This window comes from Aphanothece hegewaldii CCALA 016 (assembly GCF_003007785.1).
Taxonomy (GTDB): domain Bacteria; phylum Cyanobacteriota; class Cyanobacteriia; order Cyanobacteriales; family Microcystaceae; genus Chroococcus; species Chroococcus hegewaldii.
The window spans coordinates 196182-213816 of sequence record NZ_PXOH01000002.1; the positions used below are offsets into that span (position 1 = coordinate 196182).

General features: G+C 36.7%; 17 protein-coding genes. 1 reads left to right on the forward strand and 16 read right to left on the reverse strand.

The window, feature by feature from the left end:
• The first annotated feature begins 18 nt into the window (after positions 1-18).
• Positions 19-777 carry a DUF928 domain-containing protein gene (locus tag C7H19_RS02815; protein WP_106455368.1) on the forward strand — a complete coding sequence of 253 codons (759 nt, stop codon included), beginning with the start codon at positions 19-21 and terminating at the stop codon, positions 775-777.
• On the opposite strand, the gene C7H19_RS02820 is transcribed toward C7H19_RS02815, so the two are convergent.
• The 16 genes from C7H19_RS02820 to petC form a co-directional block, all read right to left on the reverse strand.
• Positions 757-3441 carry a CHASE2 domain-containing protein gene (locus tag C7H19_RS02820; protein ID WP_106455369.1) on the reverse strand — a complete coding sequence of 895 codons (2685 nt, stop codon included), beginning with the start codon at positions 3439-3441 and terminating at the stop codon, positions 757-759. The genes C7H19_RS02815 and C7H19_RS02820 overlap by 21 nt on opposite strands.
• A gap of 22 nt (positions 3442-3463) precedes the next feature.
• Positions 3464-4801, reverse strand: a complete 1338-nt coding sequence (locus tag C7H19_RS02825; RefSeq protein ID WP_106455370.1) for an AAA-like domain-containing protein — start codon at positions 4799-4801, stop codon at positions 3464-3466.
• A 29-nt stretch (positions 4802-4830) separates the two neighbouring features.
• Positions 4831-5568: a Uma2 family endonuclease gene (locus C7H19_RS02830; protein ID WP_106455371.1), complete on the reverse strand. Its 738-nt coding sequence runs from the start codon at positions 5566-5568 to the stop codon at positions 4831-4833.
• Between the two features lie 172 nt (positions 5569-5740).
• Complete coding sequence (locus C7H19_RS02835) at positions 5741-6226, reverse strand: hypothetical protein (RefSeq protein ID WP_106455372.1); 486 nt, start codon at positions 6224-6226, stop codon at positions 5741-5743.
• A gap of 207 nt (positions 6227-6433) precedes the next feature.
• Positions 6434-6796 carry a DUF952 domain-containing protein gene (locus C7H19_RS02840; RefSeq protein WP_106455373.1) on the reverse strand — a complete coding sequence of 121 codons (363 nt, stop codon included), beginning with the start codon at positions 6794-6796 and terminating at the stop codon, positions 6434-6436.
• Complete coding sequence (locus C7H19_RS02845; RefSeq protein WP_106455374.1) at positions 6796-7332, reverse strand: DUF4330 domain-containing protein; 537 nt, start codon at positions 7330-7332, stop codon at positions 6796-6798. Before C7H19_RS02845 ends, C7H19_RS02840 begins: the two co-directional genes overlap by 1 nt.
• Before the next feature lie 66 nt (positions 7333-7398).
• The gene (trpE, locus tag C7H19_RS02850; RefSeq protein WP_106455375.1) at positions 7399-8916 is read right to left on the reverse strand and encodes an anthranilate synthase component I; all 1518 of its coding nucleotides are present in this window, start codon (positions 8914-8916) and stop codon (positions 7399-7401) included.
• 125 nt (positions 8917-9041) lie between these two features.
• Positions 9042-9470 (reverse strand): photosystem I reaction center subunit II PsaD, encoded by a 429-nt coding sequence (gene psaD / locus C7H19_RS02855; protein ID WP_106455376.1) that lies wholly within the window; start codon positions 9468-9470, stop codon positions 9042-9044.
• 166 nt (positions 9471-9636) lie between these two features.
• A complete protein-coding gene (locus tag C7H19_RS02860) occupies positions 9637-10281 on the reverse strand; it encodes a retron system putative HNH endonuclease (protein ID WP_106455377.1) in 645 nt (214 codons plus the stop codon).
• Complete coding sequence (locus C7H19_RS02865) at positions 10278-11606, reverse strand: AAA family ATPase (RefSeq protein ID WP_106455378.1); 1329 nt, start codon at positions 11604-11606, stop codon at positions 10278-10280. The genes C7H19_RS02860 and C7H19_RS02865 overlap by 4 nt, the downstream gene beginning before the upstream one ends.
• A 489-nt stretch (positions 11607-12095) precedes the next feature.
• Positions 12096-12719, reverse strand: coding sequence for a class I SAM-dependent methyltransferase (locus C7H19_RS02870; protein WP_106455379.1), 624 nt, complete (start codon positions 12717-12719; stop codon positions 12096-12098).
• 12 nt (positions 12720-12731) lie between these two features.
• A complete protein-coding gene (locus C7H19_RS02875) occupies positions 12732-14147 on the reverse strand; it encodes a rhomboid family intramembrane serine protease (protein ID WP_181280510.1) in 1416 nt (471 codons plus the stop codon).
• A 177-nt stretch (positions 14148-14324) separates the two neighbouring features.
• Positions 14325-14531, reverse strand: a complete 207-nt coding sequence (locus tag C7H19_RS02880; protein ID WP_106455381.1) for a hypothetical protein — start codon at positions 14529-14531, stop codon at positions 14325-14327.
• Between the two features lie 71 nt (positions 14532-14602).
• On the reverse strand, positions 14603-15943 hold the full coding sequence (locus C7H19_RS02885) for a cytochrome P450 (RefSeq protein WP_106455382.1): 1341 nt from the start codon (positions 15941-15943) through the stop codon (positions 14603-14605).
• Positions 15944-16031: 88 nt separating this feature from the next.
• Positions 16032-16994, reverse strand: coding sequence for a cytochrome f (petA, locus tag C7H19_RS02890; RefSeq protein ID WP_106455383.1), 963 nt, complete (start codon positions 16992-16994; stop codon positions 16032-16034).
• Positions 16995-17041: 47 nt separating this feature from the next.
• The gene (gene petC / locus C7H19_RS02895; protein WP_106455384.1) at positions 17042-17581 is read right to left on the reverse strand and encodes a cytochrome b6-f complex iron-sulfur subunit; all 540 of its coding nucleotides are present in this window, start codon (positions 17579-17581) and stop codon (positions 17042-17044) included.
• Positions 17582-17635 lie beyond the last annotated feature (54 nt).

Consider the following 17635-nt stretch of genomic DNA (forward strand, 5'->3'; position numbering starts at 1 on the left):
ACCATTGAGATCAAAAAAATGTTAAATCCTAAAAGCTTGCTTCACCTGTTATCGATCGCCTTGTTGCTCATCGGGACTAAACTGATTATGGCTCAACCGATCACCCATTCAACAAATCTTAATGACTCAATAACTCACATATCTTTTAAACCCCCACCAGATGAGTCACAACCCGATCAAACTATTCCTGCTGGATCTCGCCAACCCAGTCGATGTGGCCAAGATATAACCGGTGTCTCAACCGCTAATTCATATTATTTGATGGCGCTCGTTCCCTCATCTAACTATGGTTTGACAATAGCAGAACGTCCGACATTTTTTATTGCTTTACCGAAAACATCGGCGAAACAAGTCGTATTAAGTATCAAAGAAGAGGGAAAACAGCACCATTCTCAAACCCTTTTATCAATTAAAGATTCACCGGGGATCATCAGTATTCAACCTTCGGAAAAATCACCACCTTTAGCAGTCGGAAAAAAATATCAATGGTCTGTAGTGTTGGTATGTGGCACAAAACCAGGTCCAAACGATCCGGCGATCATGTCTTGGGTGCGTCGTGTTGATCTGCCCCAAACCGCGCCCTCTGGACTACAAAAAGAAAATGCTCTTGCTCAAGCACTTTGGTATGGTGAACAAGGACTCTGGTACGATACGCTAAATGCTCTAGTCAAAGCCAAGCGATCGCAACCCGAAAGCCAAGTCATGTCAGATATTTGGACTAACTTTCTTACATCAGTTGGTCTTTCTGACATCTCATCACAGTCCCTTCGTCCTTAACTGACTTTCGATCAACGCTTGATGCTCTTTGGTTTCAGACTGCTTCAGATATTCAATAGCAATTCGTCCCGCCGTTGGATAATTAGAGCAAGTTTTTAATAAATAGACTAGAGTACGAGAGAATAAAAGTCGGTTAATTTGCCGACTTGTCACAAACGGTAAAATCAGTCCTGCGCCCAAAAAAGCGAAAAGCGACGGAACAACTGGCAACCACCAACCCAGTAAAAAAGCCAGATAGCAACCTAAAAAAAGCCCACCACTGCCGATCAGCAGACTAAAAATAAGCACGTTTTGAGACTTCAACAACCAACTTATTGAAGCCCCAAAAATACTCCAAGCAAAAATCCACAGCCATTCTAAACCTTTAGGCCAAACCTGTAACAATGGTCGTTTATCTAATGTTGCCGAAAGAATTTGGCTAATAATATTCGCATGAATAAATACCCCTGACATCCGTTCGGGAGAGTGAAACAAACCAGAACTATAGGGCGTATAAAAAAAATCATTAATACTTTCTGCTGTTGTTCCGATCAAAACAAGACGAGAGCGGAAAATATTTGACGGAATTTGGTTATTTAGGACTTGTTGCAAAGAAACCGTTAAAAAACTTTCTTGAGAACCGCGAAAATTCAGTAATATTTGATAACCGCCAGAGTCAGAGCGCACATATCCCCCATCATTCCGCTCAAACCGTTTAAAGATCGCTTGTCCTAAATATATTTTCTGTGGATCTCGTTCATCGGTTTTCGGAGTGATGTTCTGAAGGGATAAATAGTTTAAGGCTAACTTTAGGGCTAAACTATCATATTCCTGCTCGTCAGAACTAACAGACAACAAAGCGCGACGGATCTTACCATCTGTATCGACGACTTGATCAGAAAATCCTATTTGTCCAAGTGTTTTGAGACTTGGTGGCGGTGCGATCTTAGGTTTGACTACTTTTTCAATACCAAATAAATTAGGCGTTGATTGAAACACTTGTACTAAATCTGCGTGACCAGGTTCTACAGGTAAATCACGATAAAGATCTAAACCGATCGCGGCGGGTTTTTGTGTTTTAATCTGAGTAATGGCTTGAGCAAGTATCTGATCAGATATTGGCCACCGACCCATTTTAGTAATATCTGATTCATCAATTTTTACAACAACAATTCGTTTATCTGGAGCTTCAAAAGATCGCCAGCGAAAAAACTGATCAAGTGCATTCCACTCTAAATTCTGTAATAAACCACTAAAACGTACTAACAAAATTGGGATAGTAATTCCTAAAGCAATTATTGGTATCCAAACCCGACTAATTCGCATTTGACGGACTTCAAACAAAGCGTTTTGTTTTGCTGTTGCTAAAAGTTTATTAGCTTGTTCAACGAATAATAAAGCGTTTTGGGCTTCTTGTTTAGCGAGTTCCTGACTAGCAGCTAAATACTGATAATCTGCATCACTGAGACTTTTTCCCATAGCCCAAGTCAAAGCATCTTGTAAAGAATTACCTTGGAGTAAAAGGGATTGATCTTGTCCTGATGAAGCTAACCAAGCTGTGAGATTTTCAGCATAGGGACGCAACTGAGCTAATTTATTTTCGACCCAACTTAGATTAAAAACAGTCTGATAAATACGGTTATAAACTTTTAGCTTACCTTGACGCTCGACAACTAACCCTGATAATCGTAACTCCAGTTGTTCGGGACTGCCATTATAATCAAGTGAACCTTCTTTTAAGATTGTTTCATACATTCCCAAAAGACGACCCGCTTTAGATACATCTCGATAACAAATGCGATCGCGGATTGTTCTTAAATGTTCTGGCTCATCTTGAAATTCCCAATTATTAATAATACGTTCTTTGACCACTTGCTCAACCGATAAATCCTGAGCCAAATTTGATTGCAGGGCCATCAGTTTACAAAGCTTTTGTGTTAGAAAAGGTTGTCCCCCCGTCCAGTCTAAAATTTCTTGAATCATCACATCTGGAGCATCAACCTTTCCCCTTAAACCATCGATGAGCGGCGGAATTTCCGTAAGACTAAAACCGTTTAATTCAATAGCTTTACCAATATTAAAAGGAGTTTGGGACTTGTCTTGAATCAAATCACTCGGAGTCGCCACCCCAAGGAGAGCAAAAGTCAAACGTTGATATTTTGACTCAGTATCTCGCTGGTTTTGCATAAAACGAATCAGTACCCAAAAATCATCTAAAGAAAATTTTTGACTTAAAACCCGATCAATTTCATCAACAAAAATAATAATATTTTGCTGTATCTCAACTAATAAAATCTCTTCAATAAATAAACTCAAACGTTGCACAGGAGAAAATAAATCACGTCGATCGCGCCACCAAGTTCGCCACTGCACGTGTTCTGTTAATTCACAACTACTGACCAAAGATTGCACAAAACCAGCGTACCATTGTTCAAGCGTAATATCCGTTCCAATTCCTGTCAAGTCAACAAAAGCACAGACATACCCTTCTGATTGTAATCTTTGCATGACACGGACTCGTAAGCTAGATTTCCCCATTTGACGAGAGTTGAGAACATAACATAACTCACCCCCTTTCAACGCTCGATAAAACACCTCATCCGCTTGACGTGTCACATAGCTAGGAGCATTACTAGCAAGACTTCCGCCGACTTGATATTCAAAATTGGACTGAGCTTGACTCATAGACATTACTATTAACTTTTCTTTACAAAACCCGACGAAAATACTCCCGATACAAATTACATCGAGGAATCACATGATTATCTTGTCGTCGCACAATACCCATACTATGTAACTTATAAATCTGCATTGAATCTAATTCCACAGGTTCGGGTGAAGTAACCACTTTTTTTAAAGCTTCTTTTAACCCTTGAGTTTCCTTAACACTTTGTTGTAGCGTTTCTAAATGTTTACGCAAATGATTACTATAAATTCCTGCTTCTGTGGGAGCTTCTTGTAAAAGTTGTAAAAGGGTTATTTTAGAAGAACTAACCTCATACATTGCTCGTCTGACTAAATAAGGATGTCCTCCAACGATTTGCATCAAATTCTCAACTTGATTATCATTCCAATCTAAATGATGTAGATACGCTAGGTTTTTCACCTGTTTTTGATCAAACTCAATCAATTCTACTGGAACCCCGGCATTAAATGGAGATTGATTCATATCTAACGGAATATAAACCTCAGTAGAATGAGCGATTACTAAATGAAATTGTTTCCATTTTTGAGAAATTTTTCCTTTTTCGTGCCAACTTCGCAGCATTCCAAAAAAGTCGTCAATAATTTCGGTATAGGGAAAAATCCGATCCACTTCATCCAAGCCTAACACTAAAGATCCTTGAATGGTTGATAATAAATAGTCTTCAAAATAGACGGTGCAGTTATCATTACTGCCTAATATCTCTGTATCCCAATAGTCATTTAATTTATTATCGACTTTCAATTGACGACTCACCATTAAACAAAGCCAGCGTAAAAATTTATCTAATTGTGTCAAAATGGAACGTTCTACACTGCTTAAGTCTAAATACACAGTATGATAATGATGTGTCTGAGCATAGGCTAAAATTCTTGACATTAGGGATGTTTTACCCATTTGTGAAGGTGCTTTAATCCGAATCAAAGAACCTGATTTCACAACGGTATCATAACAGAGGGATTCTATTCCTTCTCGCTCCATATAAAAAGAAGAATTTAAAGGGACTGCTCCTTCAGGAAAAGGAAACTCTACAACAGGAATAGACGAATCAAAATACTGTTTTTCCCTTGCTCTTTCTAAAGCACCTTTGAAATTATTTTTGGTTACTTCTTCTGCTAAAGCGATCGATAATTTTTGCCATAATTTAGGACCCACATCACCTCGAAGATAGTTTACAGAGTGGTGATGAATTTGGGCGATTTTTTCGTAAGTTAGTCCTTCCCATGCTCCTTGAAGCAATTGTATTTCAAGATCTTTTAGGTGTTCTTGAAAATGTTTGAAGATGATTAAGTCGGCTACTTCTTTAGCATCTTCCCAAGTAAAAGCAACTTTTAAGTTCATTAGTGAGTAACAAAGGATTCATGATCCAATCATAAATTACCAAATCGTCTCTGATATTCTTTTAATAAGTTTTCTAATTCTTCGCGTTTTTGGCTTTCTTCTGCTGCTAGTTGTTGTTGTTCCTGTAACTGTTGTTGTAAGTTTTCAATCATTTCTTCTGGAATTTCATAACGAATACCTGCTTGATTATACCAATACAACCAATTACGTTCCCAACCCTCATAAATTCCTCTTTCTACACCAATTCCGAGTTCAATTTCATCAATCCAGACAGGATTACCTAAAATACGTTGATAAACCCCATTGTCTAGCCGATAAACTTCAAAAGGATCACGTTTACGTCTTTTCCAGTGATGGGAATTATAAATAACATAATACAAAACGCCCATTGTAGCATATATTTGCATTTTTTTATCGTATTCTCCACCGTATTTTTGAGAAACGACTTCTAATACTAAAAAAGGTACAACATTATTTTCTTCTCTTATTACATAACTAAGTCTTCCTCTTTCTCCCGTCAGACGCGGAACTCCTAAACTCAAAAAACCATCAGGAATAATGGGGGTTCTGGTGCGTTGGCCTTCTAAATCATAGATTCCCATATCTACCCCAAAAAAATAATCATAACGGTCTGGCCACAAAAAACCGAGAACCATTTTCAACAAGTTAGGAATCAAGTTTTGTATTTCGTTATCCACAGGGGTATCGTCTGAGTCTGGGAGTTCCTCAGATGAGGGAAGATATTCTAAATCGTTGGTATCTAGCATGAGACTAGAGCAAAGAAAAGCAGTGCTTAACAGTTATGATAATTATAACTTTAAAGGGAATTGGGCGTGTTCTAACCGCGTTAAATCTATATATTATGAGTGATATTGACTTGGGTTTTTGTTTTTGATATCTATTTGCTTAACCCGAACTCAGGTTAGGTAATAATATTGTTTACTGTTGAGCTTTTAAAATAGTTAAAAAATCATCAAGCTTTTGGCGGACTGATTCATGAGTATAATCATCATCTGGATGGGGCGGTTGTCCAGGTGATTGAAAATGAGGACGTTTTCCATAAATTTGCCCCCATTTTATATCAACTCGCTTCACAAATTCATAAAATAGGTTAGTATTATTAATTAATGATTCTAGCATTTCCACTAAAGCCATCAAAGGCTTATCTAAGTTTTTAGCAATCTGTAATTCATTCTCTTCTACTAGGTCTTGTAAGGTAGCTTTTAAGGCTCCTAGAGAGTCGGAAACATTTTCTTTAATTAATAAATTAAGTTCTGTTTTGACTTGTAACAATTTTGGTACTGGAGATTCCCCCTTTAGAAAATCTCCTCCTTCTTTAGCGATAAAATCCGCAAGTGTAAAGGTACGACCTGCTAAAACATCTTTGAGTAGTTCACCATCTTTGTCGTCTTGTTCTGAGTTCATAAAGAGCGCAGTGAGCAAAAAATTATTAATTTAAAATCTAGCATTTTTTTAAGGAATTGATTTAAGCTTGTCATATTAATTTAAATCATGTAGAGACTCGTCATGGCGCGTCTTTACTTTTTATCTCTTGCATGAATGTAAAATGACTTTATATTGAGCGCACGTTAAATTAATTTAAGTCAAGGGTTTGAAGCAAAAACCTACATTTTATATATTACGAGTCCAAGTAAACCCATTTTCTGATGCAATAAGAGGAATAATTTGAGTAACAGCTTTTAAATTAATCGCACCATAAATATGAGGAAATATTTCTTGAGAAGTTATGACAGGTGGGTTATCGCTTATTTGATGTGCGGGTTCTTCCCATTTTACAGAATTGATTAATTTATCCTCATCAATACACAATACAATTAAATCAGAATGACCTAAATAAAAAGCATTGGCAACTTTAATCACTTGTTCTTGGGTTGAACAATGAATAAAACCCTCATTTTTTAGAGAAACAGTTGTGTATTCTCCTTGTTTCTGGGCTTGTTGCCATGCTTGGTTTGATGTAATGTGAAATATCATTACTGTTTAGCCATGCGTCTAACTTCAATAACGCTGGAATTAAAATTATAATTCTCGCCTTCTAATTCAATTAAAGTCCCAATTTTTACTTTTTGACCGCCGACGACTGCACCCGTTTCGCTAATTTCAGCTTTTGCGCCAAGTGTTATGATCATATCTTGGGAATAAGCAGACTCAGGACGTGGGTCAGGTTGTACTTTTACGGTACCATCGGGTTGAGGAACTAAAATATTACGGGGTAATTCTTTGACTCTCACAACTTCTAAGTCTCCGGCGGGTTGGTTCCGAATGACGATACTCGTTTGTTTCTCGGTTTGAAATTGTTTAACTAAAGCATCTGGGCTTAGTACACTTAATCCTTTTACAATAACATCAACTTCTATCGGTTCGGAGGGAACTTGAGCAATAGTGCCTTTTCCTGATGTTCCTGGAAAAATAAAAATACCGGTAATAACTCCAAGAATGACTAATGCTGCTGCTAAGTCCAAAATATTGAACCTACCGAATAATCTACCTTTAGAATCTAAGAATCTCATAAAAAAATCAAATACAAATAACTATATACATATGCACCATGCGCGTTACTACTGTATCACGATCGCTTAACTTAAACGACGGATTGCTTCTAATAGACCCCTAGCTTTATTTAAAGTTTCCTCGTATTCTTTCTCGGGGTCAGAGTCTGCTACTAAACCCGCTCCCGCTTGCACTGTAACCAGATGTTGGTTATTACTTTGGGGTCGTACTATCATTGTCCGAATTGTAATTGCACTATTTAACTGTCCTTCAAAATCATAATAGCCGTATACTCCAGAATAGGGGCCACGTCTTGAGGGTTCGAGTTCATGGATAATTTCCATAGCGCGAATTTTGGGCGCACCGCTTACGGTTCCAGCAGGGAAACACGCTTTTAGTAAGTCCCAGGCGGTCTTATTTGGGTCTAATTTCCCAATAACATTACTGACGATGTGCATAACATGGGAATAGCGTTCAATAACCATTAATTCATCGACATGAACGGTTCCTTTAACACAAACTCGTCCTAAGTCGTTTCGCCCCAAGTCTACTAGCATGACGTGTTCTGCTATTTCTTTGGGGTCTTGTAATAAATCTTCGGCTAACGCATTATCTTCTAGTAAAGTTTTGCCCCGGCGACGCGTTCCTGCAATGGGTCTTAGAGTGGCTTTCATGGTATTGGTTTCGCTACGTTCGGCTTTAACCATGACTTCTGGACTTGAGCCAATAATCTGCCAATCTCCGAAATTATAATACGCCATGTAGGGTGATGGGTTAATTAGACGTAACGAGCGATAGAGTTCAAAGGGATGACCCCAATAAGATGCGCTCAAACGTTGGGACAACACGACTTGAAAGATATCACCCGCTTTGATATATTCTTTGGCTTTAAGAACATTGTCACAGAATTGCTGATGGGGTGTGTTACTTTCGTAGTTTAGTGAATTGGAGGGAGAGGGGTTGAGTTCTAAGGTTTTTGCGGCGACAGGAAGAGGTAAGGTTAATTTTAAGACCAGTTTCGTAATACGATCGCAGGTTGATTGATACAATTGTTCTAGATTAAGATTATTACCTCTTAAATCAGCATAAGCGATCGCCCAGATTTTGCGTTGTACTTGGTCAAAAATAATTAAGTTATCGACTTGCATCCACACACCATCAGGCAAGTCATTTTCAGTAGCCGGATAAACAGGGACACGGGGTTCTATCCACTGAATTAACTCATAGCCCCAAAAGCCGAATAAACCGCCAATACCTGGGGGAAGTTGTGGAAGTTGTACGGGATGAATCGGCTTTAGACAACGAGATAGAATATCGAATGGGTTCCCTTCAAAATTTTCTACAGTGCCATCTCGATGAATGCGAGTTGTCTTATTTCCTTTGGCTTGAAGTACCCAAACTGGGTCACATCCTAAAAAGCTGTAGCGTCCGAGATTTTCGCCCCCTTCGACTGACTCTAACAAAAAACTATAGGGTTGTCCGGCACAAACTTTATACCAAGCCGAGACGGGGGTTTCTAAGTCAGCGACCCATTCTTGATACACCGGAATAAAGTTACCTTGTGATGCCAGTTCTTGAAACTGCTCGAAGGATGGAAAAATCATAACGGAAAAATCATAATTGAGTGAAGAATGACAGTTATCAGCAATCAGCCATCAATAAACATTATCTGCTTTTTTTGTCTAATGTTGACTGTTCACCGATAACTGAAATCACTCAATTTTTTTAGTTATACATCGTAGGGAGCGTTACCCGAAAACTTAAGCGTTGCTGGCTCTGGGTTTTTGCCGATACTTCTGTCTTTTTTGCCGACATAAGGACGACCTTCATTGACTTTTTCAGGGAAAACACCATCAGCAGGATGGATATAGTCAACTTCGCCGTTGGGGAAAATACGATAGATTTTGTAATTTTCCATTTTGGGCTTAAATTTTGTCCGTAGTTGACTACCCATCGCAATACAATACTCTTTGCGGGCTAAATAAAGGATGTTGTCTCCTTCATTCATGATAGCTGCTCCACCTGTGGGCATTTCAAAGACTTGCTCTTTGGGGCTTGTCCAAGTGATGGCGTACTTTTCTTCGACATCGGCTTTAGTCAGTAAGCCGCCTGTGCTTCCACCAAATTTAGGCAGTTGTCCGGTAAGCTCTTCTGTCATAGGTTTCTCATCTCAAGATAAGTGTTTTAGGGAATCCTATCACTCTCTTAGCCACTCTCTAGTAGGTTTGTCAAGAACTGTTACAAAAACGGGGACTTAGGGGTCAAAACGATTCATATTTTTTAACTATTGTTGATTATGAATAATGTATAGAAATTAATTTCAGCTATAGATACTCTTTTAAGACATCAACTATCACAAAACAAAATTCTGTATATTGTCCTTCAGAGTCTATAGTTTCAAATCCAGTTATTAACTTTTTGATTTCATTTGATGTAACATTATCTAAAATTGGCAAAATAGCTTCGATAGCTGCTCTACGGCGTTTGCGGAGTTTTGGGATATTTAGTCTTAATTTACCTATAGTTGTTTGGGCCGCTTTTTTATTTTTAATCTTATCACTAGAAAGAATTTGGCCATCTTCTGCATATCTAAAAAAATCTACACAATTTTTCAGTAACGGAGAAACTAACAATTTTTCATCAAACCATTCATCCTTCTGATGACCACAGTGTATAGCAGGTGGGGATTCTTCGGTATCTTTTTCACAAGATACAATTAAATTACTGTACTCAAAAGTTAGCTGAGGATAAAGTCTTTTAGGCTTAAAATGTTCGATATGGCTTTGTTCTATAATAATTTTTCTGCCACAATAGCAACAGATATAGCCTTGTTCTTTTAACAGTGTTTGATGAAGCTGCTTTTTTTCTGGATTTTGAAACTCCTTCCAAGTTGGTTGCCAATCATCATTAATTTTAGATTTAAAATTTTTTAGTTCTTCTGGTTCCTGATTTTTAGGAATATATTTCAACGTCCTATAAGCTCCTTTCTTTTGATAGCAACTACAGCTTTAATCAATTCAGGCTCATCCTCTCCTATTTGTTCAGCAATTGTATCATGAAGTTTTATGGCTTCTTCTAATTTATTATCAGCAATCAGAAGAAAAAGATCACTCAGTTGCTCTTGTATTTCCTGTGGACGTGAAGGAGTATCCATTAAATCTTCTAAAATTTGATTGCTATCTCTCCCAAAAGATGCTTCAGGTTTATAAGCTTTAATGCCTTCTGGTGTAGATTTTAATATATAAATATTTTCAGGTTGAACATGACTAACAACTTGGGGTGAATGAGTTGTAATAATAAATTGACAATTTGGAAAAGTTCGAGTTAAAGCTGGAATAATTTTTCGTTGCCATTGCGGATGTAAATGAAGTTCAATTTCATCAATTAAAATAACTCCTTCTCCCTGTAAAGGATCTTCTAAAATAGGGTTGGCTATTGCTAATCTTCGTGCAATATCACCCACCATTGCAAGTAAAGACTTTTCGCCTTCCGAAAGTTGCTCAATACTTAATTCTTTTGTTGTTTTTCCAACAGTTTTATTAACAGCCATTCTAAGAGGTGAGCGTCTAATACGCAGATTAGAAAATTCAGGAATTAAAGAATAAATTGCTGTTCTAATTGCTTCTAATTTTTTATCTCTATATTTAGAATTATCTCTAATCTTTTCATTTTCTAAATCTTCTGTTAATCTAAACCATGCAAAAAAATATGAAAAATCTAAACCGCCCACAAGATTTCTATAAACATATATTTGAGGAATATATATATCGTCGTCGCTATTCAATTGAGTTAAATCTGGTAATACTTCTCTTTTAACAGAATAACATTTTAAGATAAATAGATTAGTTTTTTCAATAATTTTACTATAAATCTGCTCTTGAACAGATTCTTTTAAATTACCTAAAATTATTCGATTTATAGTTTCTTTCTTATAAAGTTCGATTTGCCAATTCAAAATTTCATCTTTTCTCCGAAAATTAGATTTTATTTGAATCAAACTTGACTGATTTCCAGCTTTGATATCTATTGAGGGAATTATTACTCTTTTTAACATTAAATTTTTTTCTAAATTATTGATTATTTTGCTAATATCTTTATGAGAATTATAAAAGTTTTTATGAATTTCTAAAATTTCATAGACAAAATCGATAAAAAATTCTGATAAACAATCTAAAATACTTGACTTTCCAACGCCATTAACACCCAAAATTACCGTAGGTTTTTTCGGATTAAATTTTAAAGTTAAATCATCAATCCCGCGAAATGAATTGATTTTTAATTCTGTAATATTCATAATGCTTTAGTTGAAAAAATAACTAATAATCTTCTCTATTATACTCAATGTCTTACTAATTGTGTTACAAATTTGCCCACCACACTTTCCCAACTAAAACTAACCCCAAAAATGACTTTATATACTAATGTGTGGAACAAAATAATCAAAAGCCCAATCGTCATTATAATAAGTTGTATTCGCTTTGCTGTAATTAGATATTTAGTTTGAAGCGATAAAATAGGATAAATAATCCTGGGTCTGATGCCGCTAAAAAGATAAATATATATCTAAAAAAGCCAATAATCTTTTCAAAAAAACGCCCTAAAACATATTGTTAGCAAATGGAGCAAGCCAAAATGAATAAAATTAGCGGTAATAACTTTCAGGAAATAAAGCCCATAATTGATATAATGTTTGTAGATTTTCACTGCCTTCTGTTTCTATTTAGTTGCAAAAAATTGCTTTTTTAAAAATAAAATTTTTTTCGGTAACTATGGCAGAATAATTTTAGTTTTTACGGGATGTAACGGCCATTAATCCCCACACAAGACCAAAACGAACTTTAGTCGAACGATAAATCACAAAATTAGCTTTTTTTAGAAAGTTATGTAATTCTTGTTCGGTATAACACTGCTCATGTGCATCATCAAAAAACTTGAGAAAAATATCCAAAATCTGACAAAATAAAAAATCTTTACACCAATCTAAAATAATCACTTTTCCTTCTGGTTTAAGAACACGTCTCATTTCTGCTAATACAACAAGTGGCTCATCAAAATAATGAAATGAACTTGCCGAAACAATTACATCAAAACTATTATCAGCAAAAGGTAAAGCTTTGGCACTAGCAAGCTGAAACGATACTTGAGGAAAAGAACTACATTTATCTTGAGCGATAGCCAGCATATTCTCGGAAATATCGACCCCAATAATTTGTAGATTTGAATGTTGACTTAGTAATAATCTTTCAAACTCTCCTGTACCACAAGCCACATCTAATACCGTTTCATTCGGTGATATTTCGGCACAAGTTTGCAAAAAAGTTAATGTGTCATTAATGTACTTTTTCCAACGTGAATCATAAATCTTAGCCAATTGATTATATTGTTGACTAACTTTGTTTTCAATCATATTATTTTAAACTTACCTCCCTACTTTACCAACCAAAAATATACTACTAACCAAACCCAAAACTAACCCCCAAAAATGACTTGAGATACTAATGTGTGGAACAAAATAATCAAATGTAAACTGAAGACCGATAGTAAATAAAATTAGTTGTATTCGCTTGGCTGTAATCCTAGATTTGGTTTGAAACCATTCTTTAACAAAAATAATAAATAAAGCACCTAATAAACCCATAATAGCCGCCGATGCTCCCATTAGAATATAGTTTTGCTGTTTAGCTTGAAGCGATAAAGCCGTATAAATACTCATGGAACCAATGCCGCTAAAAAGATAAATGAATATATATCTAAAAAAGCCAATAATCTTTTCAACAAAACGCCCTAAAACATATAAACTAAACATATTTGTTAGCAAATGGAGCAAGCCAAAATGAAGAAAATTAGCGGTTATCACTCGCCACCATTGCCCAGCTAATACAGCTTCAGGAACTAAAGCCCCTAACTGATATAATCTTTGCAAATTTTCACTGCCTCCTGTTTCTATTTGAATGCCGAAAAAGGCTAGATTAATTCCAATTAGAAGATAAGTTGCATAGGCTTTTCTGTGTTTTTGAAAGCTAAAAATACGAGGATAAAATTCTTGATCTACTTCGAGTTTAATTCGGTTAATAATTCGATATGATTCTTGTTCTAATATTTTTTCTGGTTCAATCTGGGGATGGTCTAAACGCCAGTCTATGGCTTTTTTTAAAATCAAATTTTTTTCGGTAAATATTTCTGATAAATTCTGGTAACTATAAGCTTTTTTGCCAGCTACCATTTGCGCGGTTACTAACCAAAATTGTTGTACAGAATTTGGTAATTTTTTTAATGGAACTTGTAATAATTGTCTGACTTGTAAGACTTGTCCACAAAAAGCTAGGGCATACATTCGGACTAAATAAACTTGTAAATAACTTCCATTTCTTTCTAAAAATAGTTCTGTTTTTTCGAGAAGCTTGAGCAGTTTATTTAAGTTTCCTGTTTCACCTAATGCTCGTAAATAGTAAATTAATAAATCTGGCTCATTAAATAAAATATGCGCTGGAATATGACTCGTCATCCAATTTAAACCATTTTTCCAATCTCCTTGAACATAAAAAGTTAAAATTTTGGCATAATAATGCTCTTTTTTAGAAGTTTTTAGTATTTTCAAAGATTGTTCTAATTTTCCATCTTTTGCTAGGGCTAAACTATAGGTTAATTTCGATTTTTCTAACCAACTATCAAAAGGATGTAACCAACTTAACACAGAAATTAAATTTGTAGCAGTATGATATCGCTGTTGATAGAATAATTTTTGAAAAATAGAAAATCCGATTTTAGGAATTATCAAGAATAAAATCACTAAAATCATTCCAATAATTCCTGCTGCTAAAGCGTCTACATACATGAGTCCGAACGTTAGCAGCAAAATCAAACTACAAACAAAAAACCAACTAAGATTTTTAGAGAAAGAAGAACGCCAAGACTGAAAAAGATAAAGAATACAAAAAAAGTAAACAGTGAGAAGCAAAAAATCGGATATTATCATTATTGAGTTATCACGGCTAATAAAATTAGGCTTTATTTAAAAAACTTTATCTTCTTGACCTTTCCACCATTCCCCTAAGTTCATTAAGTCTTCATGGAGTTCTGTTAATGCGGCCATGTATTCAGTATCAGAAAGTGTAGAACGGCGTTCCTGTAACTTCAGAATGCGTAATTGAACTAACATCCAAGGTTTAGATATACTATCAGTTTCTTCGATATATCTAGCTAATTCGTAACTATCCATATTGGCTGTGATTGAAGTGAAATATAAAGTACTTTATATTTTGAGCTATTTTTTGAGTTTGTGCAGGAGTCTTAAGCGTTAAATTTTGCTTTGACTTTTAGTTTAAAATTTCCAGGAGGTGCAAGAGTTAACCCCCGACGAACTGGTTTAAGCGGACGATGAGTAGTTAAAGCTAGATCAAAACGAGAGACGATCGCAGCTAAAATTAATTTCATCTCTAGCATAGCCAAACTCAGGCCGATACAGCGACGGTTTCCCCCACCAAAAGGGAAATACTCATAGGGTGAGTACTGACGTTCTAAAAAACGTTCGGGTTTAAATTTCTTGGGTTCGGGGTACAAGTCTTCTCGTTGATGCACTAAATAAATACAGGGAGTGAGAACCGTTCCAGGATTAAAATGATATCCCATCACATCAAAAGGTTTTTTGAGAATACGGGGAAAAGGAGTTAAAGCAACGGGATAAATTCTTAAAGTTTCTGAACACACCGCACCCAAATAGGGTAGTTTTGCAATATCAGAAGGCGAAGGATTTTTACCTAAACCCGATAATTCAAAGCGCAATTTATCTTTAATAATCGGCTGCGAATACACCCAGTATAACGCCCAAGTTAGAGCCGATGCTGTAGTTTCATGCCCTGCTACCAACATCGTCATTAACTCATCACGTATTTCTTCATCCGTCATCGGTTTGCCGTCTTCATATGAAGTCGCCAGCAGCAATGATAGAATATCTTCTTTATCTAAATTATTTTCTTGACGACGTTCTTGTATTTCCCGTCTTAATAATTCATCGACTTGTTGTTTACAACGCAAAAAACGACCCCAGGGGCTAAAATTACCCCAGTCTTGGCGTAATTGGGGAAAAAATAGAAGTGTTGAACTCAAAGGCGTACTTAAAGCTTCTAGTAATGTCGTCAATAAGTCTCTAAGTTGATCATAGCGTTGACCTTGTTCTAATCCGAAAACGACTTGAAGAATTACTTGTAACGTTATATCTTGAATATGGGTTCTGACGCGAATAATTTGGCCTTCTTGCCATTTATTAGTTACTTCTTGAGCAATATTATCGATAATTTGATGATAAGCGCGGAGACGTTCCGCATAAAACGGCGGTATGAGTAATTTACGCTGTCGTTGATGGGGTTCACCATCGAGTAATGTTATTGAATTCGCACCGAGTAAAAATTTTAAAACTGCATTTCCTTTACCAGAGTCAAAAATTTCTTTATCTGCGGTGAAAATTTCTTGTATCGCTTTGGGATGATTTACATAAACAAAGGGGTAATCTTCACTTCCTACAGCAAACATATCGCCAAACTGTTGACCGTAGTCATCTAAATATTCTACAGGACGGAAAATAAGTTTAAGCGTTCGTAAAAATCGTGGTGTTGTGGGGCGAGGTAGTATCATCGTTCTATCGATAGAGAACACTAACTCTTACTATACAAATAAAGACAGGCGGTTGGCCTGTCTCGATTAACCTGATAAAAAATTCGGTTTAGAAATTCATTTCGGCTGCTTGAACTCTTTCGACTTGTTTTTTCTTAATCACAAGTAAAATTTGAGCCAGCATAATACCTGCTAAGAAAACCATTAACCAAGTGATACGCTGTGGACTTTGTAAAACAACTTCAGTGTCTTTTTGTCCAAAACCACCGACGTTGGGGTTATTGGTGAGGGCTTCCCCTGCTTCAACGGTTTGACCTTCAGAAATAATTAACTCTGGACCAACGGGAACTTTATCAACGACTTGACCATTTTTGGTATCGAGGGTGACTTCGTAGCTACCGTCTTCTTGTTTGGTAATTTCAGTTACAGTACCCGCAGCCGAAGCTTTATACACGGTATTATTGCTAGGTTCTCCAGTGGGATAAACTTGACCGCGACCTCGGTTTGCACCTAGATGAACGGCATATTTACCAAAGTGAATATTTTTATTTTGAGAAGGGTCTGGAGATAAAACGGGGAAAACAATTTCTTGATATTGGTCGCCTGGTAAGGGGCCAACAATGACCACGTTTTCCATATCCTCTCTATAGGGTTGGAAATAAAGACCGCCCAATTTTTCTTGTAATTCTTCGGGAATACGGTCAGGAGGAGCAATTTTAAAGCCTTCGGGTAGCATTAAAACCGCACCGACGTTTAGGCCACCTTTTGAACCATCGCCTAAAACCTGTTGACTACTGAGGTCATAGGGGACTTTAACCACCGCTTCAAATACGGTATCGGGTAAAACAGATTGAGGTATTTCGACCTCTGCGGGTTTTTGGGCGAGGTGACAGTTCGCACAGACAATACGTCCAGTGGCTTCTCGTGGGGTTAATGGGGCTGTTTGTTGCGCCCAAAATGGATAAGCTGATGCAGACTGGGGAAAGGTAAAATCGCTGATGAATAGAAAAGTAATTGTAGCAATGACCAGCAGTAGTCTTTTGCGAATTGTGTCGAGTATAGGTGTTCTCATCTGGATATGATTCAATGAATTGACTTCACAACGTTATGTAACAATTATTAAGCCCACCAGGGGTCTTCGTTGGTGCGGAAATCGGTTTCTGTCCAATTGGTGAAGATAATTTTGTCATCACTTTGGTCAGCGTGTACTAACGCCAAGGACAAGGGCGCAGGACCTCTAACGACTTTTCCTTGTGCGTTGTACTGAGAACCATGACAAGGACACATGAATTTATCTTCGCTGGCATTCCAAGGAACAACACAACCTAAGTGTGTACAAACGGCGTTGATTCCATAATTAGCGATCGTTTTATCGCCTTCTACTACAATATAAGTAGGATCGCCTTTTAATCCTTGGGCTAAAGTACGATCGCCTGCATTGTGATTCGCTAAAAATTCACTAACTTTAATATCGTTGCCTAGTGCGTCTTTAGCCGTTAGTCCACCTCCTGTACCGCCCGAAGATGGTGGAATGAAGTATTTAACAACAGGATATAATGCCCCAGCAGCGACACCCGCAATGGTGCCGAAGGTGAGCAGATTCATAAATTGACGACGACCTAAATCAGGAACGTCGGGTGTACCAGAAGCTTGTGCCATAACTGATCAGTATAATTGTTAACTTTTGTAAACCTTGAGAAATCAATTTCAGAA

Coding starts and splice junctions, on each gene's coding strand:
- C7H19_RS02815 (WP_106455368.1), top strand. CDS start 19: ATGTTAAATCCTAAAAGCTTGCTTCACCTGTTATCGATCGCCTTGTTG.
- C7H19_RS02820 (WP_106455369.1), bottom strand. CDS start 3,441: ATGAGTCAAGCTCAGTCCAATTTTGAATATCAAGTCGGCGGAAGTCTT.
- C7H19_RS02825 (WP_106455370.1), bottom strand. CDS start 4,801: ATGAACTTAAAAGTTGCTTTTACTTGGGAAGATGCTAAAGAAGTAGCC.
- C7H19_RS02830 (WP_106455371.1), bottom strand. CDS start 5,568: ATGCTAGATACCAACGATTTAGAATATCTTCCCTCATCTGAGGAACTC.
- C7H19_RS02835 (WP_106455372.1), bottom strand. CDS start 6,226: ATGAACTCAGAACAAGACGACAAAGATGGTGAACTACTCAAAGATGTT.
- C7H19_RS02840 (WP_106455373.1), bottom strand. CDS start 6,796: ATGATATTTCACATTACATCAAACCAAGCATGGCAACAAGCCCAGAAA.
- C7H19_RS02845 (WP_106455374.1), bottom strand. CDS start 7,332: ATGAGATTCTTAGATTCTAAAGGTAGATTATTCGGTAGGTTCAATATT.
- trpE (WP_106455375.1), bottom strand. CDS start 8,916: ATGATTTTTCCATCCTTCGAGCAGTTTCAAGAACTGGCATCACAAGGT.
- psaD (WP_106455376.1), bottom strand. CDS start 9,470: ATGACAGAAGAGCTTACCGGACAACTGCCTAAATTTGGTGGAAGCACA.
- C7H19_RS02865 (WP_106455378.1), bottom strand. CDS start 11,606: ATGAATATTACAGAATTAAAAATCAATTCATTTCGCGGGATTGATGAT.
- C7H19_RS02870 (WP_106455379.1), bottom strand. CDS start 12,719: ATGATTGAAAACAAAGTTAGTCAACAATATAATCAATTGGCTAAGATT.
- C7H19_RS02875 (WP_181280510.1), bottom strand. CDS start 14,147: ATGTATGTAGACGCTTTAGCAGCAGGAATTATTGGAATGATTTTAGTG.
- C7H19_RS02880 (WP_106455381.1), bottom strand. CDS start 14,531: ATGGATAGTTACGAATTAGCTAGATATATCGAAGAAACTGATAGTATA.
- C7H19_RS02885 (WP_106455382.1), bottom strand. CDS start 15,943: ATGATACTACCTCGCCCCACAACACCACGATTTTTACGAACGCTTAAA.
- petA (WP_106455383.1), bottom strand. CDS start 16,994: ATGAGAACACCTATACTCGACACAATTCGCAAAAGACTACTGCTGGTC.
- petC (WP_106455384.1), bottom strand. CDS start 17,581: ATGGCACAAGCTTCTGGTACACCCGACGTTCCTGATTTAGGTCGTCGT.